General features: G+C 70.6%; 21 protein-coding genes and 1 tRNA gene. 8 read left to right on the plus strand and 14 right to left on the minus strand.

Annotation, left to right across the window (positions count from 1 at the left end; all coding sequences use genetic code 11):
- Positions 1–91 precede the first annotated feature (91 nt).
- The 7 genes from AB0N03_RS22740 (at position 92) to iolD (ending at position 7,700) form a co-directional block, all read left to right on the plus strand.
- Positions 92–970, plus strand: coding sequence for a TIM barrel protein (locus AB0N03_RS22740; protein WP_364375015.1), 879 nt, complete (start codon positions 92–94; stop codon positions 968–970).
- A gap of 20 nt (positions 971–990) precedes the next feature.
- A complete protein-coding gene (locus AB0N03_RS22745; RefSeq protein ID WP_364375018.1) occupies positions 991–1,986 on the plus strand; it encodes a sugar ABC transporter substrate-binding protein in 996 nt (331 codons plus the stop codon).
- Between the two features lie 77 nt (positions 1,987–2,063).
- On the plus strand, positions 2,064–3,095 hold the full coding sequence (locus AB0N03_RS22750) for an ABC transporter permease (protein WP_364375343.1): 1,032 nt from the start codon (positions 2,064–2,066) through the stop codon (positions 3,093–3,095).
- A complete protein-coding gene (locus tag AB0N03_RS22755) occupies positions 3,092–3,871 on the plus strand; it encodes an ATP-binding cassette domain-containing protein (RefSeq protein ID WP_364375021.1) in 780 nt (259 codons plus the stop codon). Before AB0N03_RS22750 ends, AB0N03_RS22755 begins: the two co-directional genes overlap by 4 nt.
- A gap of 34 nt (positions 3,872–3,905) precedes the next feature.
- Positions 3,906–4,835, plus strand: a complete 930-nt coding sequence (gene iolC, locus AB0N03_RS22760) for a 5-dehydro-2-deoxygluconokinase (protein WP_364375024.1) — start codon at positions 3,906–3,908, stop codon at positions 4,833–4,835.
- Between the two features lie 142 nt (positions 4,836–4,977).
- Complete coding sequence (gene iolB / locus AB0N03_RS22765; RefSeq protein WP_364375027.1) at positions 4,978–5,868, plus strand: 5-deoxy-glucuronate isomerase; 891 nt, start codon at positions 4,978–4,980, stop codon at positions 5,866–5,868.
- A complete protein-coding gene (iolD, locus tag AB0N03_RS22770; protein WP_364375030.1) occupies positions 5,865–7,700 on the plus strand; it encodes a 3D-(3,5/4)-trihydroxycyclohexane-1,2-dione acylhydrolase (decyclizing) in 1,836 nt (611 codons plus the stop codon). Before iolB ends, iolD begins: the two co-directional genes overlap by 4 nt.
- On the opposite strand, the gene AB0N03_RS22775 is transcribed toward iolD, so the two are convergent.
- Positions 7,671–9,062 (minus strand): cytochrome P450, encoded by a 1,392-nt coding sequence (locus AB0N03_RS22775; RefSeq protein ID WP_364375033.1) that lies wholly within the window; start codon positions 9,060–9,062, stop codon positions 7,671–7,673. The two genes, iolD and AB0N03_RS22775, sit on opposite strands and share 30 nt — an antisense overlap.
- Before the next feature lie 78 nt (positions 9,063–9,140).
- Between AB0N03_RS22775 and AB0N03_RS22780 the strand changes: the two genes are divergently transcribed.
- Positions 9,141–9,713: a TetR/AcrR family transcriptional regulator gene (locus AB0N03_RS22780; protein WP_364375036.1), complete on the plus strand. Its 573-nt coding sequence runs from the start codon at positions 9,141–9,143 to the stop codon at positions 9,711–9,713.
- Here AB0N03_RS22780 and AB0N03_RS22785 read toward each other — a convergent pair.
- From AB0N03_RS22785 to AB0N03_RS22845, 13 genes are all read right to left on the minus strand, one after another.
- Positions 9,703–10,647 carry a hypothetical protein gene (locus AB0N03_RS22785; RefSeq protein WP_364375039.1) on the minus strand — a complete coding sequence of 315 codons (945 nt, stop codon included), beginning with the start codon at positions 10,645–10,647 and terminating at the stop codon, positions 9,703–9,705. The two genes, AB0N03_RS22780 and AB0N03_RS22785, sit on opposite strands and share 11 nt — an antisense overlap.
- Positions 10,644–11,873: an MFS transporter gene (locus AB0N03_RS22790; RefSeq protein ID WP_364375042.1), complete on the minus strand. Its 1,230-nt coding sequence runs from the start codon at positions 11,871–11,873 to the stop codon at positions 10,644–10,646. Before AB0N03_RS22790 ends, AB0N03_RS22785 begins: the two co-directional genes overlap by 4 nt.
- A gap of 8 nt (positions 11,874–11,881) precedes the next feature.
- Positions 11,882–13,435 carry a discoidin domain-containing protein gene (locus AB0N03_RS22795; RefSeq protein ID WP_364375346.1) on the minus strand — a complete coding sequence of 518 codons (1,554 nt, stop codon included), beginning with the start codon at positions 13,433–13,435 and terminating at the stop codon, positions 11,882–11,884.
- Between the two features lie 459 nt (positions 13,436–13,894).
- Positions 13,895–14,962 (minus strand): NAD(P)-binding domain-containing protein, encoded by a 1,068-nt coding sequence (locus AB0N03_RS22800; protein ID WP_364375045.1) that lies wholly within the window; start codon positions 14,960–14,962, stop codon positions 13,895–13,897.
- 111 nt (positions 14,963–15,073) lie between these two features.
- On the minus strand, positions 15,074–16,369 hold the full coding sequence (locus AB0N03_RS22805; RefSeq protein ID WP_364375048.1) for a GGDEF domain-containing protein: 1,296 nt from the start codon (positions 16,367–16,369) through the stop codon (positions 15,074–15,076).
- A gap of 384 nt (positions 16,370–16,753) precedes the next feature.
- The gene (locus AB0N03_RS22810) at positions 16,754–17,509 is read right to left on the minus strand and encodes an SRPBCC family protein (protein ID WP_364375050.1); all 756 of its coding nucleotides are present in this window, start codon (positions 17,507–17,509) and stop codon (positions 16,754–16,756) included.
- An 87-nt stretch (positions 17,510–17,596) separates the two neighbouring features.
- Positions 17,597–18,451, minus strand: a complete 855-nt coding sequence (locus AB0N03_RS22815) for a xanthine dehydrogenase family protein subunit M (RefSeq protein ID WP_364375052.1) — start codon at positions 18,449–18,451, stop codon at positions 17,597–17,599.
- Complete coding sequence (locus tag AB0N03_RS22820; RefSeq protein WP_364375054.1) at positions 18,448–20,889, minus strand: molybdopterin cofactor-binding domain-containing protein; 2,442 nt, start codon at positions 20,887–20,889, stop codon at positions 18,448–18,450. The genes AB0N03_RS22815 and AB0N03_RS22820 overlap by 4 nt, the downstream gene beginning before the upstream one ends.
- Positions 20,889–21,413, minus strand: a complete 525-nt coding sequence (locus AB0N03_RS22825; protein WP_364375056.1) for a (2Fe-2S)-binding protein — start codon at positions 21,411–21,413, stop codon at positions 20,889–20,891. The genes AB0N03_RS22820 and AB0N03_RS22825 overlap by 1 nt, the downstream gene beginning before the upstream one ends.
- Before the next feature lie 205 nt (positions 21,414–21,618).
- Complete coding sequence (locus AB0N03_RS22830) at positions 21,619–22,731, minus strand: XdhC/CoxI family protein (RefSeq protein ID WP_364375058.1); 1,113 nt, start codon at positions 22,729–22,731, stop codon at positions 21,619–21,621.
- The gene (locus AB0N03_RS22835) at positions 22,724–23,836 is read right to left on the minus strand and encodes a VWA domain-containing protein (protein WP_364375060.1); all 1,113 of its coding nucleotides are present in this window, start codon (positions 23,834–23,836) and stop codon (positions 22,724–22,726) included. The genes AB0N03_RS22830 and AB0N03_RS22835 overlap by 8 nt, the downstream gene beginning before the upstream one ends.
- A gap of 193 nt (positions 23,837–24,029) precedes the next feature.
- A tRNA-Arg gene (locus AB0N03_RS22840) sits at positions 24,030–24,103 on the minus strand.
- A 259-nt stretch (positions 24,104–24,362) separates the two neighbouring features.
- Entirely contained in the window at positions 24,363–25,232 is an 870-nt protein-coding gene (locus tag AB0N03_RS22845) for a MoxR family ATPase (RefSeq protein ID WP_364375062.1), read from the minus strand.
- Positions 25,233–25,366: the final 134 nt, after the last annotated feature.

Consider the following 25,366-nt stretch of genomic DNA (forward strand, 5'->3'; position numbering starts at 1 on the left):
GGAAACTCGGCCTTGACTTGCTGTGACGGACGCTACAAGATTAGAGCGCTCTAATCAATAGAGCGCTCCAACGGACCAACGGAGGCCCCTTGTGACAGCGAGGATCCGCGTGGCCGCCGCCCCGATCTCCTGGGGCGTCTGCGAAGTCCCGGGCTGGGGCCGGGTGCTGGACGCGGCGACCGTGCTCGGCGAGATGGCGGAGCTGGGCGTCCAAGCGACCGAGCTGGGGCCGCCCGGGTACCTCCCGCGCGACCCGGCCGCACTGCGGGAGCTGCTCGGAAAGCACGGCCTGACGCTCGTCGGCGGCTTCCTCGCCGTCGTGCTGCACGAGAACCGGGAAAACGCCCTCGAGGAAGCCGAAGAGTCGGCGGCGTTGTTCGCCGCGTGCGGCGGTGACGTCCTCGTGCTCGCCGCCGCGACCGGGCTCGACGGTTACGACGAACGCCCGAAGCTCACCGACGCCGAATGGGCGACGCTCGTCGGCACCGCCGGCGAGATCCGCCATGTTGCAGGGGCCTTCGGCCTGCGCACCGTGCTGCACCCGCACGTCGGGACGCACGTGGAGCAGCAGGCCGAGGTCGAGCGGTTCCTCGCGGATTCCGATCTCGGCTTGTGCCTCGACACCGGGCACCTGATGATCGGCGGGACGGATCCGGTCGAGCTGGCCAAGCGGTATCCCGAACGGGTGGGGCACGTGCATCTGAAGGACGTCCGAGCAGACCTGGCGGCCGAAGTCCGCGCGGGCCGGCTCGGCTACACCGACGCGGTCGGGCGGGGCATCTACGCCCCGCTCGGCGAGGGGGACGTGGACGTGGCGTCGATGGTGCGCTCCGTCCAGGCGGCCGGCTACGACGGCTGGTACGTCCTCGAACAGGACACCGCCCTCGGCGACTCGAGCCCCGACGACCTACCCCGGCGGGACACCGAGCGCAGCCTGGCCCACCTCGCGAAGATCATCGACTCCCTATAAATGGTCCCAAAGGAGTGACTGTGTTCTCAATCAAGAAACTGGCCGGCGTGGCGGCGATCGCCGCCACCGGGCTGGTCCTGTCCGCCTGCAGTGGTCCCAGCGCCGACAACTCGACCAGCAGCTCGAGCGCCCCGTCCGCCGCGGCCCCGAGCACGGGCGGCCCGCTGAAGATCGCCGTCGTCACGCACGGCAGCGCCGGTGACGCCTTCTGGAACGTCGTCAAGAACGGCGCCGAGCAGGCGGGCAAGGACCTCAACATCGGCGTCGACTACTTCGCCGACGGCGACCCCGGCAACCAGGCCAGGCTGATCGACAACGCCGTCGCGCAGAAGGTCAGTGGCCTGGTCGTCTCGATGGCGAACCCCCAGGCGCTACAGACGTCGATCCAGAACGCGGTCAAGGCCGGCATCCCGGTCGTCACCATCAACTCCGGCGAGGACTCCAGCGCGCAGTTCGGCGCGATCGCGCACGTCGGCCAGAGCGAGGGCCTCGCGGGCCAGGGCGCGGGCCAGCGGCTCAAGGCGGCCGGCAAGACGAAGCTGCTGTGCGTCATCCACGAGGCCGGCAACATCGGCCAGAACCAGCGCTGCGACGGCGCGAAGCAGACCTTCGGCAACGTCACGACGCTGCAGGTCGACATCTCCAACCCGACCGACGCGCAGGCGCGGATCCGCGGCGCGCTGCAGTCCGACCCGTCGATCGACGCCGTGCTGGCGCTGAACTCGCAGGTCGCGGCCCGCGCGGTGGACGCGGCCAAGGAAGCGAGCTCCAAGGCGCAGGTGGCGACGTTCGACCTGAACGCCGACGTCGTCGCGGCCATCAAGGCCGGCACGATCCTGTTCGCCGTAGACCAGCAGCAGTACGAGCAGGGCTACCTGCCGATCGTGTTCCTCAAGCTGTACAAGGAGAACGGCAACACCATCGGCGGCGGCCACCCGGTGCAGACCGGCCCCGGCTTCGTCGACAAGACCACCATCGACACCGTGGCTCCGTACGCGGAGCGCGGCACGCGATGACCGCGGCATCTTCTGGGGCCGAGCCCCAGACCCCGGCCGGGGGGCAAGCCCCCCTGGACCCCCCGAAGGCGGGTGGGATCCAGGCACATCCCGACGAACGCGTGGGGAAGAAGAGCCTGACCGACCGGCTGGTCGTGCGGCCCGAGATCGGCGCGCTGCTCGGCGCCGTGCTCGTGTTCGTCTTCTTCTCCGTCGTCACCGGCCAGTTCCTCAGCCCGCTGGGCGTGGCGACCTGGCTCGACGACTCCTCGACCCTGGGCATCATGGCCGTCGTGGTCGCGCTGCTCATGGTCGGCGGCGAGTTCGACCTCTCGGCCGGCGTGATGACGGCGTCGACGTCGCTGGTCACGGCGATCCTGGCGACGCAGGCGGGGTGGAACGTCTGGCTCGCGCTGCTGGTGTCGCTCGTGTTCGCGCTCGGCGTCGGCGCGTTCAACGGCTGGCTGGTGATGAAGACCGGGCTGCCCAGCTTCATCGTCACGCTGGGTTCGTTCCTCGCCCTGCAGGGGCTCAACCTCGGCGTGACGCGCTGGGTGACCAACACCGTCCAGGTCTCGGGCATGCGCTCGACCAGCGGTTACGAGTCCGCCGGCGGCCTGTTCGCGTCCACGTTCAGCATCGGCGGCACCGAGTTCCAGTCGTCGATCATCTGGTGGATCGTCGTCACGGCGATCGCCGCGTGGCTGCTGATGCGGACCCGGTTCGGCAACTGGATCTTCGCGGTCGGCGGGTCGCAGGTGTCGGCCCGCTCGGTCGGCGTGCCGGTGGTGCGCACGAAGATCCTGCTGTTCATGGGCACCGCGCTCGGCGCGTGGCTGGTCGGCTCGATCAACATCCTGCGCTTCGCCAGCGTGCAGGCCAACCAGGGCATCGGGCTGGAATTCCAGTACATCATCGCGGCGGTGATCGGCGGCTGCCTGCTCACCGGCGGGTACGGCTCGGCGGTGGGCGCGGCGATCGGCGCGCTGATCTTCGGCATGGCGCGCCAGGGCATCGTGTTCGCGCAGTGGAACAGCGACTGGTTCATGCTGTTCCTCGGCATCATGCTGCTGGCCGCGGTCCTGGTGAACAACGCCTTCCGGCGCCGCGCGGAAAGGGTCCGGCGATGAGCCTCATCGAAGTCAGGGACATCGGGAAGACCTACGGCAGCGTCATCGCGCTGCGCGATGTGTCCACTGTGGTCAACGCCGGCGAGGTGACCTGCGTGCTCGGCGACAACGGCGCCGGGAAGTCGACGCTGATCAAGATCCTGTCCGGGGTGCACCAGCACGACCGCGGCGACTTCCTCGTGGACGGCGAGCCGGTGCGGTTCGCCTCGCCGCGCGAGGCCCTCGACCGCGGCATCGCGACCGTGTACCAGGACCTCGCCGTGGTGCCGCTGATGAGCGTCTGGCGGAACTTCTTCCTCGGCTCCGAGCCGACGACCGGGTTCGGCCCGTTCAAGATGCTCGACCGGAAGAAGGGCCGGGAGACGACCAAGCAGGCGTTGTTCGACATGGGCATCGACCTGCGGGACGTCGAGCAGCCGGTCGGGACGCTCTCGGGCGGTGAACGCCAGTGCGTCGCGATCGCGCGGGCGGTGTACTTCGGCGCGAAGGTGCTGATCCTCGACGAGCCGACCGCGGCGTTGGGTGTGAAGCAGGCCGGGGTGGTGCTCAAGTACGTCGCGCAGGCTCGTGACCGCGGGCTCGGCGTCGTGCTGATCACGCACAACCCGCACCACGCCTATCCCGTCGCCGACCGGTTCCTGCTGCTCAAGCGGGGTGCGCCGCTCGGGTCGTACGAGAAGAAGGACATCGACATCAACGAATTGACCCGGCAGATGGCGGGCGGTGCTGAGCTGGAAGCCCTCGAACACGAGCTGCGGCAGGTGGAGAAGAAGTGACGCCCGCCGACGCACCCTTTCCCGCGGAGGCGGAATGGCTATCGAAGCGCTGACGATCGGCCGGGTGGGCGTCGACCTCTATCCGGAGCAAAGCGGCGTCCCCCTGGCCCAGGTCAGCACGTTCGCCAAGTCGCTCGGCGGGACCGCGACCAACGTCGCGGTCGCCGCCGCGCGGCTCGGCCGGCGCACGGCTGTGCTGACCAAGGTCGGCCCGGACGGCTTCGGCGACTACGTCCGCCAAGCCCTCGACGGCTTCGGCGTCTCGCCGGCTTACGTGGGCACTTCCGAAGATCTCCAGACGCCGGTGGTGTTCTGCGAGCTGAACCCGCCCGCGGACCCGCCGCTGCTGTTCTACCGCTCCCCGATCGCCCCGGACCTGACGCTCACCGACGAGGACGTGCCCTGGGACGTCGTCACGTCGGTGCCGCTGCTGTGGGTCACCGGCACCGGTGTGTCCGCCGAACCCGCCCGCGCGACCCAGCGGAAGATTCTCGAAGCGCGGGGACGTCGTGAGCACACCGTGCTGGACCTCGACTACCGGCCGATGTTCTGGCCTTCGGTGGAGCAAGCCGAAGAAGAGATCGGTGCGATGCTCGACCACGTCACGGTCGCGGTCGGCAACCGGACCGAGGTGGAGGTCGCCGTCGGCACCGCGGATCCGGACGCCGCCGCGGACCGCCTGCTCGACCGCGGGCTGCGGCTCGCGGTGATCAAGAAGGGCGCCGACGGCGTGCTCGTGGCGACACCGGAGGGCCGGTGGACGGTCCCGCCGCAACGCGTCGAGGTCGTCTGCGGGCTCGGCGCCGGCGACGGCTTCGGCGGCGCGCTGATCCACGGTCTGCTGTCCGGCTGGGACCCGGTGCGGATCGCGGCGTACGCGAACGCCGCGGGCGCGCTCGTCGCGTCCCGGCTCGCCTGCGCCGACGCGATGCCCACCGCGGAGGAGATCGAGGAGCTGCTGTGATCGGCTCGTCGACTCCGACCCGGGCACCATCCCGACGCTGCGGGCTTGCGCCGACGCCGTCACCGACCTGGCCGCGTACGGGCTGGTGGCGATGGTCGAACCACTCCCCTACAGCCGCCGCGAAAGCCTTGGAGGCCGCGAAGTGAGCAAGCTGCACCGTCCACTCGGGACACTGTCCGACGACGCCGACCCGGTCCGGCTCACTCCCGACACCGCGGGCTGGGCCTACTGCGGCCTGCGGGTGCTCTCCCTGGCCCCCGGCGAGGTGCGGATCCTGCACACCGGCGAGTTCGAGGCGTTCGTGCTGCCTCTGGCCGGTTCGGCGACCGTCCGCGTCGACGGCCAGGTCTTCGAACTCCGGGGCCGGGACTCGGTCTTCACCCGCGTCACGGACTTCGCCTACGTCCCGCGCGAAGCCGAAGTCGAGTTGTCGACAGTGAACGGCCTCGAGGTCGCGCTGCCGATGGCCCGCTGCACCCGCCGCCTCGCGCCGGCGTATGGACCTGCCGAAGACGTGCCGGTCGAGGTGCGCGGCGCCGGGCAGGCCACGCGGCAGGTGACCAACTTCGGCGTGCCCGGGGTGTGGGACCACGCCGACAAGCTCAACGCGTGCGAGCTGATCACGCCGGGCGGCAACTGGTCGTCGTACCCGCCGCACAAGCACGACGAAGCGAGCAAGTGCGAGGTCGTCAACGAGGAAATCTACTACTTCCGCGTCGCCGGCCGCGACGGGGTGACGCCGTCGCGCGAGGGGTTCGGCCTGCACCGGACGTACACGACCGACGGCGAGCTCGATGAAGACGTCGCGGTGCGCGACCACGACGTCTTCCTGATCCCGCGCGGCTACCACGGGCCATGCGTCGCCGCGCCGGGCTACCCGATGTACTACCTGAACATCCTGGCCGGGCCGGCCGGCGAACGGTCCATGGCGTTCTGCGACGACCCCGCGCACGGCTGGGTCCGCGAGACGTGGGAGGCGCAGGAACTGGATCCGCGCTGCCCGGTGACGAGCCACGAAGGACGTGTCCGGTGAAGCTGACGACGGCTCAGGCGCTGGTCCGCTGGATCCTCGCCCAGCGCTCGGAAATCCTGGACGGGCGCGAAGTCCCGCTCTTCCCCGGCGTCTTCGCGATCTTCGGGCACGGCAACGTCCTCGGCCTCGGCACGGCTCTGGAGGAGCACCGCGGCGAGATCCCCGTGTGGCGCGGACACACCGAACAGGGCATGGCGCTCGCCGCCGTCGGGTACGCGAAGGCCACGCACCGGCGGCAGGTCGGCGTCGTGACGTCGTCGATCGGGCCGGGCGCGCTGAACATGGTCACCGCGGCCGGGGTCGCGCACGCGAACCGGCTGCCGGTGCTGCTCCTGCCCGGCGACACGTTCACCAGCCGCGCGCCGGACCCGGTGCTGCAGCAGATCGAACCCTTCGGCGACGCGACCGCGACCGTCAACGACGCCTTCCGCGCGGTCAGCCGCTACTTCGACCGGATCACCCGGCCCGAGCAGCTGCTCTCGACGTTGCCGCAGGTCGCGCGGGTGCTCACGGACCCGGCGGACAGCGGGCCCGCGGTCCTGGCGCTGCCGCAGGACGTCCAGGCGGAGACGTACGACTTCCCGGACGCGCTGTTCGAGCCGGTGACGCACCGGCCGCTGCGGCCGCGTCCGGACCGGCGTTCGGTCACCGAGGCCGCGGGAGTGCTGCGTGCTTCCCGCCGTCCACTGCTCGTGCTCGGCGGCGGCGTCCGGTACTCCGGCGCCGGGCGGCGTGGGCTGGACTTCGCCGAGCGGCACGGGATCCCGCTGGTGGAGACCACCGCCGGCCGCACGCTGGTGCCGCACACGCATGACCTGCACGCGGGGCCGCTGGGCGTCACGGGTTCGACGTCGGCGAACGTCCTCGCGGCCGCGGCCGACGTCGTCCTGGCCGTCGGGACGCGGCTGCAGGACTTCACGACGGCGTCGTGGACGGTCTTCTCCCCCGACGTCCGCCTGGTCGCGCTTAACGCGGCCCGGTTCGACGCGGTGAAGCACGGTGCTCTCTCGGTCGTCGGGGACGCCGACGCCGGGCTGGTCGACCTGGGTGCGCAGCTGGAGAGCTGGCGGGTCGACCCGGAGTGGACGTCCCGGGCTGCGGCCGAGCGGGCGTCCTGGGACGCGCACGTCGATTCGCTGCGCTCTGGTCAGGGGTCCCTGCCGTCGTACGCGCAGGTCGTGGGCGTGGTGAACGATCTGTCGGCGCCGGACGACTACGTCATGACGGCGTCCGGCGGGCTGCCGGGCGAGCTGATCGGCGGCTGGCGTGGCTCCGGCTCGATCTCGATGGACGTCGAGTACGGCTTTTCGTGCATGGGCTACGAGCTGTCCGGCGCGTGGGGTGCGGCGATCGCGCATCCGGGCCTGGTGACGACCTTGCTGGGCGACGGCTCGTACCTGATGCTGAACTCCGAGCTGTTCTCGGCCGCTTTCGCCGGTCACCCGTTCGTCGCGGTCGTCTGCGACAACGACGGGTACGCGGTGATCGCGCGGCTTCAGGAGGGGCAGGGCGGGAAGCCGTTCAACAACTTCTACGCCGACTGCACTACGTCGCACGCTTCGCCGCCGCGAGTAGACTTCGCCCGGCACGCGGAATCGCTGGGCTGCCTGGTGTTCCCGGCGTCCGATGTGGACTCACTGCGCACTGCTTACGCTGCGGCGAGGGAAGCGGCCGTGGCCGAGCGGCGGCCGGCGGTGGTCGTGGTGAAGACGCAGCCGTCGTCGTGGACCGAGGCCGGCGCGTGGTGGGAGGTCGGCGTGCCCGAGCACCTCGCGGGCCGGGACGAGTACGACCGCTCCAAGTCAGGACAGGTGCGTTACCTGCGTTCCTAGGTTCGCCCGGACGCGAGGCCGCAAGGTGAACCCGCTGGGCTTGAGCGTCAACGACTCCACGATCTTGAGTTCGTAGGAAGGATCCACCTCGAAGTCGTAGCGCTGCAGCACCATTCCCAGCGCCAGCACGGCTTCGTGCAGCGCGAACTGGCGGCCGATGCAGGCGCGCTCGCCCGTGCCGAACGGCTTGTACGCCTGAGCCGGCCGCTTCTTCACCGCGGCGGGCTCGAAGCGGTCCGGGTCGAACTCCTCCGGGTCCGGCCAGACCGCGGGATCACGGTGCACCAAAGGCAGGGGCACGATCACCCAGTCGCCCTTGCGCATCGGGTGATTCCCGCCGAGCACGACGTCTTCGCGTGCTTCGCGCGAGTAACCCGGCGCGGTCGGCCAGAGCCGCATCGCCTCGTCGAGGCAGCGACGCACGTAACGCAGCTTCGCGACGTCTCCGAAGGCGGGCTCGCGGTCACCCCACACCGCGTCGACCTCGGCGCGGGCCTTCGCCAGCAGCTCGGGGTGGCGCGTCAGGTAGTACAACGCGAACGACAGCGCGCCGGACGTCGTCTCGTGGCCCGCGACGACGAACGTGATGGCCTGGTTGCGGATGTTCACCGGGTCCAGGCGCTCCCCCGTCATCGGGTGGCCTTCGGTGAGCATCAGGCCGAGCAGGTCCCGGCTCTCCTCACCACTGCGGCGACGTTCGTCGATGACCTCGTCGACCAGGTCCGTCATGGTCGCGATGTCGGCCCGGTTCTGCTCGGCCGTGCCGGCGAACGCGCGTCGCACGAACGGGAGCTTGACGTTCTGCAGCTGCGCGTACCGCAGCGAGCGGATCATCGCCGTGACGAACGGGTGTGGTTCGGCGCGCTCGAACGAGCCGAACCGGTAGCCGAACCCGGCGAGACCGATCGTCTCCAAGGTCAACCGCGTCATGTCGGCGGAGACGTCGACCGGCCCGCTCGCGGCGTCCCAGCGCGTGACCAGCTCGCGGGCGACGTCCAGCATCACCGGGTGGTAGCGGCGCATCGCCTCGGCGGAGAAGGCCGGCTGCAGGATGTCGTGTGCGAGCCGCCAGTTCGGCTCGTGGGTGTGCGCGGTGAAGAGCCCGTCACCGGCCAGCGCGCGCAGGTTCTCGATGCCCATGCCGACGTGCTTGCCGAACTTCGTCTCGTCGTTCAGCTCGGTGACGAGGTCGACGCCGCCGACGAAGACGATCTCGAAGCCGAAGATCTTGCGCGTGAAGATCGGGCCCAGTCGTTGGCCGATGCGCAGCGTGTCCTGCAGCGGCGTGCGCGGGTTGGCCCCGATCAGGTCGCCGACCACCGGCAGCCGGCCCGGCCGGTGCGGAAGCCCGGTGGTGTCCACGGCGTACCCCCTATTGAACCCGTATCCAATAGGGTCACGATCCCCCGCTACTGAACCCGTGTCAAGTAAGGTCGGGGGATGCGGACGAGGCTGAGCACCGAGCAGCGGCGCGAGCAGCTCCTCACGATCGGGGCGGGCTTGTTCGCGAAGCGGCCGTACGACGAGGTGTGGATCGAGGAGGTCGCCGAGATCGCGCAGGTCTCGCGCGGCCTGCTGTACCACTACTTCCCGACGAAGAAGGACTTCTTCGCTTCGATCGTCCGCGCGCAACGCGACCAGCTGCTGGAAATGAGCGAGCCCGACCCGGCGCTGCCCGTGGCGGAGCAGCTGCGGGCCGGGCTCGACGTGTACCTCGAGTTCGCGCGGACGCACCCGGACGGCTACCGGATCGTGCACCGCGCCGCGAGCGGTGCCGACCGCGAGATCCAGGAGATCCGCGAGGCCGGGATGGCCGCGAACGCGGCTCGCATCCTGACCGCGCTGAGCCCCCTGACGCCGGTCACCGAGGTGACGCGGCTGGCCGTCCGCGGCTGGCTGGCGTTCGTCGCGACGACCATCCTCGAGTGGCTGGACCAGCCGACGATCACCCAGGAAGAGCTGCGGGACCTGGGCGTGCGGACGTTGTTCGCGGCGGTCGGCGTCACCCCGTGACGGCCGGCGACGCGGCGTTCGCGGCCAGTTTTCGCGGCGCGCCGGAGCCGTCCGCCAGGACCGCCCAGACGGCGTTGTCCAGCCCGTAGAGGACGGTGTGGTCGTCCTGCCAGAGCGCCTGGTCGTCGACGCTCCGCTGTTCCGCCAGTTCGGTCTCCTGCATCGTCTTCAGGTCCAGGACCGACAGCCGCCAGGCGCCGTCGCCCGTCTTCTTCTTGAAGGCGATCCGAGTGGCGTCCGGCGACAGCGATGGGCATTCGACGTTCTCCCGCAGGGTTTTCCCGCGGTAGCGCCGGTAGTCGGCCTCGACGAGGTAGGTCTTGCCCTTGCTGCCGAGGGTCGCGTAGAAGCGGTTGCCGTCCGGGGCGAACGTGATGCCCCAGTAGTTGACGTCGGCCGCGAAGTACCGCTGGTCGCCGACGAACACCGGAAGCTCTTCGATCGTCTTGACGAGCCGTCCGGTGTCGACCTCGTAGAGTCCCGCGCGCGTCGAAAAGCCGGTCTGCGCGTACGAATCGCCGGTGACGAACAGCGTCCAGTAGACGCGCTTGCCGTCCGGGGACACGCGGGCGCGGCTCGGCGTTCCCGGCAGGGACTCGGTGTGGCGGACGGCGAGGTGGTCGTCGAGGACGAGGACGTCGGTCACCGCCGGGAGCGTCCCCGGCCGGACGGCCAGGCACACCGCGGTCTGCTTCGCCACCGCGAACCGGTCGCACTTCAGCCCGCTGAGCTGGGGTTTCTTCGCGTTGTCCTTGAGTGGTACCGCGCCGACGCGGCCGGTGGCGGTGTCGCGGAACAGCAGCTGACCAGGGCTCAGCGTGAGCTGGGCGGCGGGTTCGGCGTCCGCGGTGTCGTGGCGGGCGCTGACGGTGTAGACGACGGCCGCGGCGATCAGGAGCACCGTGCCGAGGAGGGCGAGGGCGAGTTTCTTCACGGGCGCACCGGTTTCACGAGAGCGGCGGCGAGGGCGACGACGGCCAGGCCGACCGCGGCGACGAGCACCGCGGGCCGCAGGTCCCAGAGCGTCCAGGCCAGTCCGAAGAGGACAGACGAGAGCATGCGGGCCACGGCCTGCCCGGTCTGCACGACGGCCATCCCGGTGGCGCGCAGGGGCGCCGGGATGAGCGGGCCGGCGGCGGCCATGAGGACGCCGTCGGTGGCCGCGTAGAACACTCCGTGCAGGCCGAGCGCCACGACCGCGAACACCAGCGCGGCGGGCCCGCAGAGCAGCACGAGGGCCAGGCACAGCGCGACGTGCCCGCCGAGGAACACCGGCCAGCGGCCGACGCGGTCGGCGAGTTTGCCAAGCGGCACGGCCAGGACGAGGTAGACCCCGGCGGTGCCCAGCGGCAGCAGCGGGAAGAACGTCGCCGCGATCTCCCAGCGCCGCTGCAGGGCGAGGTAGACGAACGAATCGCCGACCGTCACCAGGCCGAGCAGTGCCGCCCAGATCGTCACGCGCCGGAAGTCGCTCTGCTTGAGGAGACCTGCCGCCGTTCGCAGCGACACCGCGGCGCGATCGACGCCGCCGGGGTGGTCGCGGACGAACAAAGCGAGCAGCAGGACGGCGATCGCGGCGACGCAGAAGCTGGTGAAGAACACGCTCGTGTAGCTGCCGAGGCTCAGGGCGAGCACGGCCATCGCCACGAGGGGGCCGAGGAACGCGCCGACGGTGTCGAGCGCGCGGTGCACGCCGAACGACCGCCCGAGCGCGTCCGGCGTGCTGCTGAGCGAGATCAGGGCGTCGCGCGGGGCGGTCCGCAGGCCCTTGCCGGTGCGGTCGGCGGCGAGGACGACGCCGATCGCCGCGACCGACGAGCCGGCCGCGACCAGGCCGAGCTTGCACACCGCGGACAAGCCGTACCCGAACCCGGCGACGGCCTTGAGCCGCCGCCACCGGTCGGCGAGGTGCCCGCCGAGCACCCGCACGAGGGCCGTGGCGCCCGCGTAGAGCCCGTCGAGCAGCCCGAACTGCAGCGGGTTCAGGCCGAGGCCGAGCACCAGGTAGAGCGGGAGGACGGCGGTGACCATCTCCGAAGAGACGTCGGTGACCAGGCTGACCACGCCGAGCGCCACCACGTTGGCGGAGACGCGTTTCAGCGCGGGTTTCCGGTCGGTGCCCGCCGCCAGGTCCGAGGTACGGCTTGCCGCGATGTACATGCCCGCTCCTACTGGTGGCAGGGGTAGGTCGGGCTGCTGTCGAGGACCTTGCCGTCGACGCCGATGAGCTGCGATTGGAACGAGGTGTCCGTCATCGACAGCTTGAGGACGCCGAAGGTCTTGAGCAGCTTGGCGGTCGTCGCGTGGGCCGGGCTCAGGTCGTAGAGGTTCGCGCCACCGGAGCCGCCGACGATCTCGACCGGGCCTCCTGCGTCCGCTTTGCCGTCGGCGTTCTGCGGGACGAACCGCTCGTAGTCGTGGTCGTGACCGTTGAGGACGAGGTCGACCTTGGCGGCCGTCATGAGGTTCCACAGCTCGATGCTGTCGGGGTTGTCGCCGTGGTCACCGGAGCTCCACCGCGGGTGGTGGTAGTAGGCGGCGACGCAGCCCTTCTTGTTGTTCGCCAGGTCCTGCTCGAGCCAGGTGATCTGCGGCGGCTCGGCGAAGTCGTCGTGCGTGGTGAAGTCGTTGGAGTCGAGGGCGATGAAGTGCCAGTTGCCCATTTCCCAGCTGTAGTACCGCTTTCCCTGCGGCTTGGCGATGGCGCCGAAGTAGTCCTCGTAACCCGTGAACTTCGAGTAGGACTCGTGGTTGCCCGGAATGGGGTGGGTGATGTTCTTGAACTTGCCCCAGGTCTTGTCGTAGTAGTTCTTGAAATCCGACAGGGTGGGTTCGTCGTACTGGTTGTCCCCCATGGTGATCACGGCCGCGGGCTTCATGGCGTCGACGAGTTTCGCGGTCTTCACGTGGGCACAGCTCGAACTGCTCGACGTGCAGCGTTCGGCGATGTCACCGGCCGCGGCGAGGACGAAGCCGGTTCCGCTGCCCGCCTGGGTCTTCACGGTGACCGGCGTGCTGGTGCCCGAGACGTTCCCGGCGGCGTCGCGGGCGCGGACGGCGTAGGAGTAGCCGGTGTCGGGCGTGAGGCCGTTGTCGGTGTAGGACGGGGTCGTGCTGGTGGCGACGGCGGTGCCGTCGCGCAGGATGTCGTACCCGGCGACGCCGACGTTGTCCGTGGCGGCGCTCCACGTCAGGGCGGCGCTGGTGGCGGTGGTCGTGCCGGCGGTGAGGCCGACCGGGGTGGTCGGGGCCTGGGTGTCGCCGGAGGAGTCCGTGGTGCCGAAGACCTGCATCTCCCAGAGGGAGTAGCCGTAGCTCGTCGCTCGGGTGACGCCGACGAAGCGGACGTACCGGCCGTGGGCGTTCAGGGCGAGGTCGTCGGTCTTGCCGTCGCCGTTGTCGACCGTGGTGGCGGCGGTGAAGTTCGTGCCGTCGTCGGAGACTTCGATGCGGTACTTCTTGGCGTAGGCGGCTTCCCAGTTCAGAAGAACGCGGTGGATCGCGGCGGACTGGCCGAGGTCGACCCGCAGCCACTGCGGGTCGGCGCCTTCGACGCTGGCCCACCGGGTGGTGGTGCTGCCGTCGACGGCTTTCGCACCGGCGTACGACGAGCTCTCGACGGTGGAGGTCGCGACGGGTTTTCCCTGCGAGAGCAGGGCATCGGCTTGCGCGGTGCTGGCCGCGGCGATCGCTCCGGGCACCAGGGTGATCGCCGCTACCACGGGGGTGAGGCGGGTGAATGTTCGTAGGCGGGTCGACGGCACGTCGCGCTCCTTCTGGGCCTGGCGGTGGCTGGTGGGCTGCGGCGTCGGATGGGACTGTTAGGAAAGTTTCCTAACTAAGTGGACTGTATCGGTGACCGGTTTCGGGTGACAAGACGTGTCTTGTCGTTGAATCGGTCAAGAGGGTGAGTTTCCGGGGATACTCGCAGGTCAGAGTGGTTGCCGATGATCGGCACACTGCCCCGTACCGCGGGATGCGTACCGCAGACGTCCGGCCTTTCCCGGTTCGCCGCCGGTTTGTCGGTGGCCGGGGGTAGCGTGGGAACCGGGGGCGGCGCCCATCCACCCGCGTCGTTTCCCTTGTTTCACGCCAAAACTTCGTCGTGTCCCGACGCCGGAGTTCACCCGATCCAGCGATGATCTTCGTACAGATGTTCGGGTAGCTTCGGATGTATGACCTCAGCCGTCCGAACTCAGCAGCCTCTTGATCTCGGTGGCCGCGGCGCGTCCCGCCCGGTTCGCCCCGACCGTGCTCGCCGAAGGCCCGTACCCCACGAGGTGCAGCCGCGGCTCACGCACCACACGCGTGCCGTCCATCCGGATCCCGCCCCCGGTTTCGCGGACGTGCAGCGGCGCGAGGTGGTCGATCGCCGCGCGGAAACCCGTCGCCCAGAGGATGACGTCGGCGTCGAATCGGGAGCCGTCGGCCCACGCGACGCCGTCGGGCGTGATCCGCTCGAACATCGGCCGCCGGTCGAGGATCCCGGCGGCGCGCGCGGCGCGCACTTCCGGCGTGACGGCGAGATCGGTCACGCTCACGACGCTCTCCGGCGGCAGCCCGGCCCGCACCCGCTCGTCGACCTTCGCGACGGCGTCGCGTCCCCAGTTCTCGCTGAAGGGCTCGTCGCGCCACACGGGCGGGCGCCGGGTCACCCACGCCGTCGCGCGGGCGAGCGGGGCGAACTCCATGAGTAGCTGAACGGCCGACGCCCCACCACCGACCACGACGACCCGCCGGCCGCGGAAGTCTTCGGGGCCGGTGTAGTCCGCCGTGTGCACCTGACGGCCGGCGAAGGTCTCCTGGCCGGGGTAGCGCGGCCAGAACGGCCGGTCCCACGTGCCGGTAGCGCTGATCACGGCCCGGGCGGCCCAGGACTCGGCCGGGCTCGAAACCACCAACCGCTTCCCCGCCCGCGTCACGGACTGGACGTCGACGGGCCTGAACACCGGGAGGTCATAGACGCTTTCAAAGCGCGCGAAGTACTCCGAGACGACTTCGGAGGCGGGGCGCGTCACGTCCGGGCTGCCGAACGCCATGCCGGGCAGGTCGTAGATGCCGTGCACCTTGCCGAGCACCAGGGAGGGCCATCGGTACTGCCACGCGCCCCCGGCCCGCTTCCCATGATCGAGCACGACGAAGCCGGCGTTGTTGGCGAACCCGGCCCGGCGCAGGTGGTAGGCGGCCGAGAGTCCCGCCTGCCCCGCACCGATCACCACGACGTCGGTCTCGTGATCCGCACCGCTCATGTGTGGTTCAACGGCTGACTGCCGACGGTATTTCGCGCCTTGCATCACACGGCGCCGGCCTCCACGGCCACACCGCAGCCAGCCCGACCCGGCCAAACCGAGCACCGCGCGTCACACGGCAACGCGGTTCCGCCCAGCCTCCTTGGCTCGATACAAGGCAGCGTCAGCCGAGCGGAGCACGTCGTCCAGCGTCGGCCCCGCCTCGGGGTGGCGCGCCACCCCGATCGACACCGACAACCCGCTCACCCGGACCGTCCCGCTGCCCGTCGAGATCACCACGTTCAGGTCCCCCACCGCCGCCCGCACGCGTTCGGCGATGCCGAGCACGTCGGCGCGGCCGTTGCCCGGCAGCAGCACCACGAACTCCTCGCCGCCGAAGCGGCCGACCGTGTCGCCCTGGCGCACCGCACCGGAGATCGCCACCGCGACCGCGGCCAGGACGTCGTCGCCGGTGAGGTGGCCGTACGTGTCGTTGATGCGCTTGAAGTGGTCGAGGTCGATCATCAGCACCGCGAAGCCGGTGGAGGTGGGGCCGCGCCGCTGCGCGCGGGTGTGTTCGCGTACCGCAGAATCGTGCCAGCCGGCCGTGTTGAGCAGCCCCGTCTTCTCGTCGGTGACCGCCGCGACCTGCAGTTGCTGTTTCAGCAGCAGGTAGCGATGCAGCAGCAGCAACGGCGCGACGACGAACACCACCAGCACCGGCTGCTCGGCCAGCGCCAGCGCGGCGAGCCCGCCGAGGCAGAGGGTCGCGATCTCGAAAGCGTTGTCCTCCCAGGTGCCGATCAGGTCGGCCGCCGAGCGCTGGCTCGTGTAGAGGTAGATCCCGGCGGCGACCAGGCCGATGTTCACCAGCTCGAACACCGCGGCGGCCAGGCAGAGCGCGAACAGCCCGCGGGCGGTCTGCAACGGCGTCCCGTGCAACCCGGACACCGCGAGAACGGACGAAGCAGCGAAGCACGAGAGCATCGCCCAAGCCGTGCTGGCGACGAAGCGGTGCGCAGGCCGCGTACGGACCTGACGCCACACGCGCACCCACAGGTGCGTGTAGAGCACGACAGCCAGCAGCGCCACCCAGGCGGGCGGCAGCAGGACGACGCCGGCGAGGTACCAGACCGACGTGACGTTGATGTGGGTCTGCCCGCTCATCCACCGCCGCAGCCGCTCGATGCGGCGGGACATCTCGGCCTGGGCGACGCCGAGCGCGACCAGCACCGCGAACCAGACCGGCCGCACGGGCCCGCCGAACCCGGTGACCAGCGCGCCCCCGGTCGCCACGACGGCGACCAGCTCACAGCCGAGCGCGTAGGTGATCCAGCGGCCTTTCGCCCCGGCCCACATCTCCCACCGCGCGGGCCAGCCCGGCCAGGCGGAAAGCGCTTCCCGGCGCACGGCGGCCAGGGCTCTCAAGAGCCGAAGCCACAGAAGTGACGGACCGGCATCGTGACGTACCCCTTGCGCGAAGTTCGGCCGACCAGGTAGCCCAGCGTAGCCGTTCCGACGACGCGCGTCGCCAGTCCGGGCGAATTGCGGGCAACGCACCTGCCCGAACACCCGCGCAGGGTAGATCCGACCAGCTCAGCGGCTCACGACCGGATCATCGCCGCGGGAATCCGGGCGCGAGAACGCCGAAGTGGGGATCCCACCGCCGCGATCCCGGGCGCACGGACGACCGGCGGCCAGGACCGACGAAGAATCACGGCGACACAGCTCAGCCACGCGGCGCGAATCCGGCTCGGCCGAACAGCACCAGCTCAGTTTCCCCGCCCGCAGCTCCGGCCCACCGCCAACGCGCTACTTCCGCAGCGCCCGGACGATCGCCACCAATCCGACCACCGCCGCGATTCCCAGCACCACCGGTGCCAGCCGCTTCAACACCGACTGCCCCGCGTAGTCGAGCAAATCGATCGCTTCCGTCTCCGGGGCCGCCGGGACGCTGCGCAGCGGCGGGCGATCCGACGATGCCGAGGACGGCTTCGGGTCCGTGTTGATCTCCGCCGTCGTCGGGGCGGCCTTCACCGCGGGAGCCGGCTTGGCCACCGGTTCCGGCGTGGCCGTCGGCTCGGGCGTCGGTGCCTCGGCCGCGGGAGCCGGAGCGGGCGATGCCGATGGGGCCAGCTTGTCCGACAAACACCCCGCGAACGTGTCGAGGATCTTGCCGCCGACCTCGCTGATCAGGCCGCGGCCGAACTGGGCCGGCTTGCCCGTGATCGACAGGTCCGTCGCCACCGTGCCATGGGTGCCGCCTTCGGCCTCCGTCAAGGTCAACGTCACCGTCGCCGCCGCCGTGCCCGAGCCGCGGGAGTCCTTGCCCGATGCCTTGATCGTGACCTTGTGCGCGGTGTCGTCCTTTTCCAAGAACTCGCCGTTTCCCTTGTACAACAACGAAATCGGCCCGAGTTTGACCTTCACCGTGCCGCTGAACTTGTCCCCTTCGACCTTCGTCAGCGTCGCGCCCGGCATGCACGGGGCGACGCGCTCGGGGTCGACGACCGCCTGCCAGACCTCGCCGATCGGAGCCGGGACGGTGAATTCGTGGTCGAGCCGCACGGGCCGACCTCCTCTCTGCCAGACCTGAGGTGTCCGGTGCCCACCCTAGCCGCCGCCGGAGCGGCGGCCAGGGGGACGAACCGAACCTCAGGCCCCGGCCGCCGCCGCGATCGCCCGGCCCGTCAGCACTTGGGCCAGGTGACGGCGGTATTCGACGTCCGCGTTGCTGTCGACCGGCGGGTTCGTACCCTCCGCCGCGTGCGAAGCCGCCGCGGCGATCGAGTCGGCCGAAGCCTGGACCCCGACCAGCGCCGACTCGACGCCCGATGCGCGGATCGGGGTCGAACCCATGTTCGTCAGCGCGACCCGAGCCTCCTCGATGACACCGGCCTCGGTACGGACGGTGACCGCCACCGCGACCATCGACCACGCCTGGGCGACCCGGTTGAACTTCTCGTAGTGCGCCCGCCACCCGGTGTGCTTGGGCACGCGGACCTCGACCAGCAGCTCGTCCGCGGCCAGCGCCGTGGTGAACAGGTCCTGGAAGAACTCCGCGGCCGGCACCGTCCGGCGCCCCGAAGGCCCGGCCACCACCAGCGAAGCGTCCAGCGCGAGCACCGGCGCCAGCAGGTCACCGGCCGGGTCGGCGTGGGCGATCGCGCCGCCCAGCGTGCCCCGGTGGCGGATCTGCGGGTCGGCGACCGTGTCCGTCGCTTCTTTGAGCAGCGCCGCGTGCTCGGCGACCAGCGCGTCCCGTTGGACGTCGTAGTGCGTGGTCATCGCGCCGATCACCAGCGTGTCGCCGTCCTCGCGCACGCCGCGCAGCTCCGCGACGCGCCCGAGGTCGACCAGCGTCGTCGGCGCCGCCAGCCGCATCCGCAGCACCGGTAGCAGGCTCTGCCCGCCCGCGATGACCTTGGCGTCCTCGCCCGCCGACGCCAGCGCCTGCACCGCTTCGTCCACTGTGGACGGGCGGACGTAGTCGAAGGAAGCCGGGATCACTGCGCACCTCCGGTGGCGTCGATGGAACCGAGGCCGCCGCCGGCTTCGTCGCGGCCGGGGCCGCCGGCGTCGGTGGTGCCGTGCCGCATGGCGTGCCACACCCGCATCGGTGTCAACGGCATCTCGATGTCGTTCACCCCGTAGTGGCGCACCGCGTCGATCACGGCGTTGACCACCGCCGGCGTGGACGCGATCGTGCCCGCTTCGCCGACGCCCTTGGCGCCGAGCGGGTTCGTCGTCGACGGCGTCTCCGTGCGGTCGGTGGTGAACGAAGGCAGGTCGGCCGCCGACGGCAACAGGTAGTCGGCGAACGTGCCGGTCGTGAGCGTGCCGCTGTCGTCGTGCTCGGTGCCCTCGAACAGCGCCTGCGCGATGCCCTGCGCGAGCCCGCCGTGCACCTGGCCCTCGACGATCAGCGGGTTCACCGCGACCCCGACGTCGTCGACGCAGACGTACGAGCGCAGCTTGATCCGCCCGGTCTCGGTGTCCACCTCGGCGGCGCACAGGTGCGTGCCGTGCGGGTACGAGAAGTTCTCCGGGTCGAACGTCGCGTCCGAGTCGAGCGACGGCTCGACGCCGTCCGGCAGGTTGTGCGCCGCGAACACCGCGAGCGCGACGTCCCCGATGCCGGTCGACGTGTCCGTGCCCTTCACCGTGAACTTGCCGTTCGCGAACTCGAGGTCGTCCTCGGCGCATTCGAGCAGGTGCGCCGCGATCGGCTTGGCCTTCGCGACGACCTTCTCCGCCGCCTTGACGACCGCGATCCCGCCGACGACCAGCGACCGCGAGCCGTAGGTGTCCATGCCCTTGTGCGACGACTGCGTGTCACCGTGGATGATTTCGACGTCTTCGAACGCGACGCCGAGCTGGTCGGCGACGATCTGGCTCCACGCCGTCTCGTGGCCCTGCCCGTGCGCGGACGCGCCGGTGATGACCTCGACCTTGCCGGTGGGCAGCATCCGGATCGCCGCGTGCTCCCAGCCGCCGGCGCCGTAGTCCAGCGAGCCGAGCACCCGCGACGGCGCGAGCCCGCACATCTCGGTGAACGTCGAGATGCCGATGCCGAGCTGTACTTTGTCCTTCGACGCCCGGCGCTTCTCCTGTTCGGCGCGCAGGCCGTCGTAGTCGAAGAGCTGCTTGGCCTTTTCGGTGGCGGCCTCGTAGTTGCCGGAGTCGTAGGTCAGCCCGGCCACCGTGGTGTACGGGAACTCCTCGTGCTTGATCCAGTTCTTCTCGCGCAGCTCCATCGGGTCCATGCCGAGCTCGACGGCGAGCTCGTCCATGATCCGCTCGATCGCGAACGTCGCCTCCGGCCGGCCGGCGCCGCGGTAGGCGTCGGTCAGCGTCGTCGTCGTGTACACGTTCGTGCACGCGAAGTGGTACGCCGGGATCTTGTAGATCGCGTTGAACATGAACGCCCCGAGGATCGGCACGCCGGTGCCGACGAGGCCGTTGTACGCGCCGAGGTTGGCGAGCAGCTCGACCTTGAGGCCGGTGACCTGCCCGTCCCGGGTCGAGGAGATCGTGATGTCCTGGATCTGGTCACGGCCGTGGTGCGCGGCGAGCATCGTCTCCGACCGCGTCTCGTTCCACTTGACCGGTTTGCCGAGCTTCTGCGCGACCAGCAGCGACATCATCTCTTCCGGCAGGACGCCGATCTTGCCGCCGAAGCCACCGCCGACGTCCGGGGCGATCACGCGCAGCTTGTGCTCGGGGATGCCGAGTGTCAGCGCCGACATCACGCGCAGGATGTGCGGGATCTGCGTGGCCGACCACATGGTGATCTGCGTGCTGGTCGGGTCGACGACGCACGCCCGCGGCTCCATGAACGCCGGGATCAGGCGCTGCTGGCGGAAGCGGCGCTTGACGACGACCTCCGCCCCGCTGATCGCGTCCTCGACGTTGCCGCCGGTGCCGGCCTCGGCGGAGTCGAACTTCCAGACGGCGCTGGTGTTGCTGCCCTGGTCCTCGTGGACCAGCGGGGCGCCGTCGGCGATCGCGGCTTCCATGTCGAGGATGACCGGGAGCTCGTCGTACTCGACGTCGATCTCCTCGAGCGCGTCGTGCGCTTCGGCCGACGAGCGTGCGACGACGACCGCGACGCCTTCACCGGCGAAGTTGACCTGGTCGGCGGCGAGCACCGGACGGCGCGGCGCCTTCATGTCCGGCGTGATCGGCCACGCGCAGGGCATGCCGATCGAGCTGTCCGGGTCGAGGTCCTTCGCGGTGTACACGGCGACGACGCCGGACGCGCCCTTCGCCGCCGACGTGTCGATCGAGACGATCTTGGCGTGCGCGAACGGGCTGCGCAGGATCGCCATGTGCAGCAGGCCCGGCAGCGTGATGTTGTCGGTCCAGCGGGTGCGGCCGGTGATCAGCCGCTCGTCTTCCTTGCGGCGCCGGGACTTTCCGACCTCCGGTTCGATCGTGGCGGTCATCAGTCACCACCCACGCCGGCGTGCTTGGTCTCGGCGATCCGCTCGGCTTCGGGGCCGGCGCCGGGGCTCATGTTCTGCGCGGCGTCGCGGACCGCGCGGACGATGTTCTGGTAGCCGGTGCAGCGGCAGAGGTTGCCTTCGAGCCCTTCGCGGACGGCCTGTTCGTCCGGATCGGGGTTGTCGGCCAGCAGGTCGATCGACTGCATGATCATGCCGGGCGTGCAGAACCCGCACTGCAGCGCGTGGTTGTCGTGGAACGCTTTCTGCACGGGGTGCAGCTGCCCGTCGCGGGCGAGGCCTTCGATGGTGGTGACCTCACAGCCGTCGGCCTGCACGGCGAGCACCGAGCAGGACTTCACGCTGTGCCCGTCCAGGTGGACGGTGCAGGCGCCGCAGTTGCTGGTGTCGCAGCCGACGACGGTGCCGACCTTGCCCAGTTTCTCTCGCAGGTGGTGTACGAGCAGGGTGCGGGGCTCGACTTCGTCGGTGTACTTCGTCCCGTCGACAGTGACGGTGATGCGCATCAGGCCTCCAAAAGCCGGTTCGGGAACGGCCCGCCCGACCGTGATCGGGCTCACAGACCTCCGAGCGTGCTACGCGACCTTCGCGCGGACAAGTCCTGATGTCACACGTTCAACTACTTGTTCCGCAGATACGCGGGAATCGTCGGTCGAACGCCGTATGTGCGGAAGTCCGGATGGGTGAACTTTTGTGGGCCACCCGGAGTAGTCAGCCGTGAATGCGCCCCGTCAACTCAGCAAGGCGCTTTCCGCCGCCACCCCACCGCAACGCGATGATTTCCGCGGCGATCGAAACCGCCGTCTCCTCCGGGGTGCGCGCGCCCAGGTCGAGACCGATCGGCGACGACAGCCTTTCCAGCTCCGGCTCGGTGATCCCGGCTTCGCGCAGGCGGGCGAAACGGTCGTCGTGCGTCTTGCGGGACCCCATCGCGCCGACGTAGCCGACGTCCAGGCGCAGCGCGACCTCCAGCAGCGGCACGTCGAACTTCGGGTCGTGGGTCAGCACCGCGATGGCCGTGCGCTGGTCGATGCGGCCGGCCGCGGCCTCCGCCTCCAGGTAGCGGTGCGGCCAGTCGACGACGACGTCGTGCGCGTCCGGGAAGCGGCTGCTGGTGGCGAACACCGGCCGCGCGTCGCAGACCGTGACCTGGTAGCCGAGGTAGGCGCCCATGCGCGCCATCGCGGCGGCGAAGTCGATCGCGCCGAACACGAGCAGCCGGGGCGGCGGTTCGAAGGAGTTGACGAACACCGCCATGCCCTCGCCGCGGCGCTGCCCGTCCGGGCCGTAGTGCAGGGTGCCGGTGCGGCCGCTGGCCAGCAGGCCGCGCGCGTCGTCGGCCACGGCGTCGTCCATCCGCGACGACCCGAGCGAGCCCACGGTCCGGTCCGGCCAGACGATCATGTGCTCGCCGACCAGGCCTTCGCGCTCATGCTCGATGACCGTGACGACCGCGACGGGCTCGCCGCCGCGCACCGACGCGACGACGTCGCCGAGCTCCGGCATCGACGCGCGGTCGACGTGCTCGACGTAGATGTCGATGATCCCGCCGCAGGTCAGGCCGACCGCGAACGCGTCGTCGTCGGTGACGCCGTAGCGCTGCAGCACCGGCTTGCGCTCGGCGACGACCTCCTGCGCGAGCTCGTAGACCGCGCCTTCGACGCAGCCGCCGGAGACACTGCCGGCGACGGTCCCGTCGGGGGCGACGACCATCGCGGCGCCGGGCGCGCGCGGCGCCGACGAGAAGGTCGCGACCACGGTGCCGAGTCCCACGGTTTCCCCGTCGGACCAGCGGCGGAACACGTCGTCCAGTACGTCACGCATCGGAAATCTCCCCGAGCAGTCGTTCCAAAGTGGCCAGGGTGTGCCCGGCCAGCAGCCGGTCGATGTGGGGCAAAGCGGCCACGATGCCCGACTGGACCGGAGCGTACCCCGCACGGCCGGCGTGCGGATTCACCCAGAATACGGCGTGCGCGAGCCGGCGCAGGCGGGCGAGCTGCTCGCCGAGCAGTCCGGTGTCGCCGCGCTCCCAGCCGTCGGAGAACACGGTGACCACGGCGCGGCGGGCCACGCCGCGCTGACCCCAGCGGTCGAGGAACGCCCGCAGCGTCTCGCCGAGCCGGGTGCCGCCGGCGAAGTCCGGCACCGCCGAACCCGCCGCGAGCATCGCGCGTTCCGGGTCGCGCTGACGCAGCTGGCGCGAGACCCGGGTCAGGCGCGTGCCGAGGGTGAAGACCTCGACGGACTGGGGCGCCGCCCGCGTCAGGACGTGGGCGAACCGGAGGAGGGCGTCGGCGTACGGGCTCATCGAACCCGAGACGTCGATGAGCAGCACGACCCGGCGCGGCCTGCTCGCCCGCCGGACGTACGCGAGTTTCACGGGTTCGCCGCCGCTGGCGAGCATCGCGCGCAGCGTCCGGGAGGGATCGAGCCGGCCGCGGTGGGCCGGGGTCCTTCGCGAGGCCGGCCGCCTCGGGAGCGCGGGCTTCAGGGTGGCGAGCAGTTCGCGGAGGTGTTCGCGTTCGGCGGTGGTGAGCGCGGCGAGGTCGCGGTGGCGCAGGACTTCCTGCGCGCTCGCGGCGACTTTCAGCTGCTCAGGACCATCGCCGCCCTCGGCGTCCGAGCCTCCGGCATCGACGAGCGGCGCGATCCGGGCTTGTTTCGGCGCAGCGGACTTCGCGCGCTGCGGGGTGGTGGTTTCGATCGAGAACCACTGGCTGAAGGCCTCTTCGTAGCAGGGGAGGTCGTCGGGACCGGAGCACAGCGTGAGGCGGCCCGCCCAGTAGAGCTGGGTGGGTTCGGCGACATCGACCTCGGCAACGGCGGCCAGGTAGGCCTGCACGCGGCGCGCATCGCAGGCGACCCCGGCATCCCGGAGGGCGGCGGCGAACCCGGCGTACCCGGCGACGGGATCGGCGGCGGTGGTCATGACTCCATTGTGCGCTCGCCGGTGCTGGAGGGCTGAGGAGAGCCTCGGCCGCGGGTGGCGCGGAGTGCTCGCGGGGCTGCGCGATGAGGGCGGTGGCGGCCGGTCCGGTGGGTTCGGGGCGTGGGATCGAGGCCGGCGGCACGCGGGATTGCGGCTCGGCGCGTGACTGTCTCGGGTTGGGGCGATGTCGCTGTGTCCCGGCGAGGAGTCGAACCTCGGACCTCGGCGTTCGTAGCGCCGCGCTCTGTCCTGCTGAGCTACCGGGACGGGGCGGTCTGCGCGCACGCCCCTCCCCGGGCAGGCGCAGACCGCGCTCTTCGCCGCAGCCGACCCGAAGTAGCGAGGGGTGGGCGCGAAGAGCCTTCAGGAAGATTCAGCGAACGGCGCGGGAGATCGCGCCGCATCGGTGTTGCCGGGCTTCGGTCACGATCTCCTCCTCTCGGTGGGGTGGCCTGCTGTGCTGGAAAAAGCATGCCGGAGCCCGCCGAACCGGTCAACGCAATTAACCACGGTCCTTTGTGGACACTCAGGCGAACAGCGCGTCGAGTTTCGCGCGGACCCGGTCGAGGTCTTCGCTGTACTTCAGGACGGCGCCGAGCGTCCGCGCCGCCGAGGCCGCGTCCAGCTCGTCGCGGTGCAGCGCCTGCAAAGCCCGGGCCCAGTCGAGCGACTCCGCGACCCCCGGCGGCTTCAGCAGATCCATCTCGCGGAGACGGTGCACGGCTTCCGCGATCTGCCGGGCCAGGAGCTCGCCGATATCCGGGATCCTCCGACGCAGGATCGTGACCTCGCGCGCCAGATCCGGGTGTTCCAGCCAGTGGTAGAGGCAGCGGCGCTTGAGGGCGTCGTGCACTTCGCGGGTCCGGTTCGAGGTGAGGACCACGAGCGGCGGCACTTCGGCGCGGACTTCGCCGTATTCGGGGATGGTCACGGCGTGCTCGTCGAGCAACTGGAGGAGGAAGGCTTCGAACTCGTCGTCGGCGCGGTCGATCTCGTCGACGAGCAGCACGCACGGCGAGGTGATCAAGGCCTGCAGCAGCGGGCGTGCGAGCAGGAAGCGTTCGGTGTAGAGCGAGCGTTCGGCGGTCTCGACGTCGACCCGCCCGTCCCCGGCGGCTTCGAGGGCGCGCAGGTGCAGGAGCTGGCGCGGGAAGTCCCATTCGTAGAGCGCCTGGGCGGCGTCGATGCCCTCGTGGCACTGGAGGCGGACGAGCGGCCGGTCGAGCGCGGTGGCCAGCGCGATGGCGAGCGAGGTCTTGCCGGTGCCGGGTTCGCCTTCGCAGAACAGCGGACGGCCCATGCGGAGGGCGAGGAACCCGGCGGTGGCGAGCCCGTCATCGGCGAGGTAACCGGTGGCGTCCAGCGCGGCGGCGAGTTCTTCAGGCGAGTCGGTCACGCTGTCGATCGTAGGCGGCGCGGCGGCCGGGCGCGGGTCATCGTCGGGGGGTGGTCGGCTCGACGCCTGTGTGCTGCGGGGTCGGCTCGCGTGATTGGGAGGTCGACTCGCGTGATTGGAGGGTCGACTCGCGT

The organism is Amycolatopsis sp. NPDC051061, assembly GCF_040682935.1.
Taxonomy (GTDB): Bacteria; Actinomycetota; Actinomycetes; order Mycobacteriales; family Pseudonocardiaceae; genus Amycolatopsis.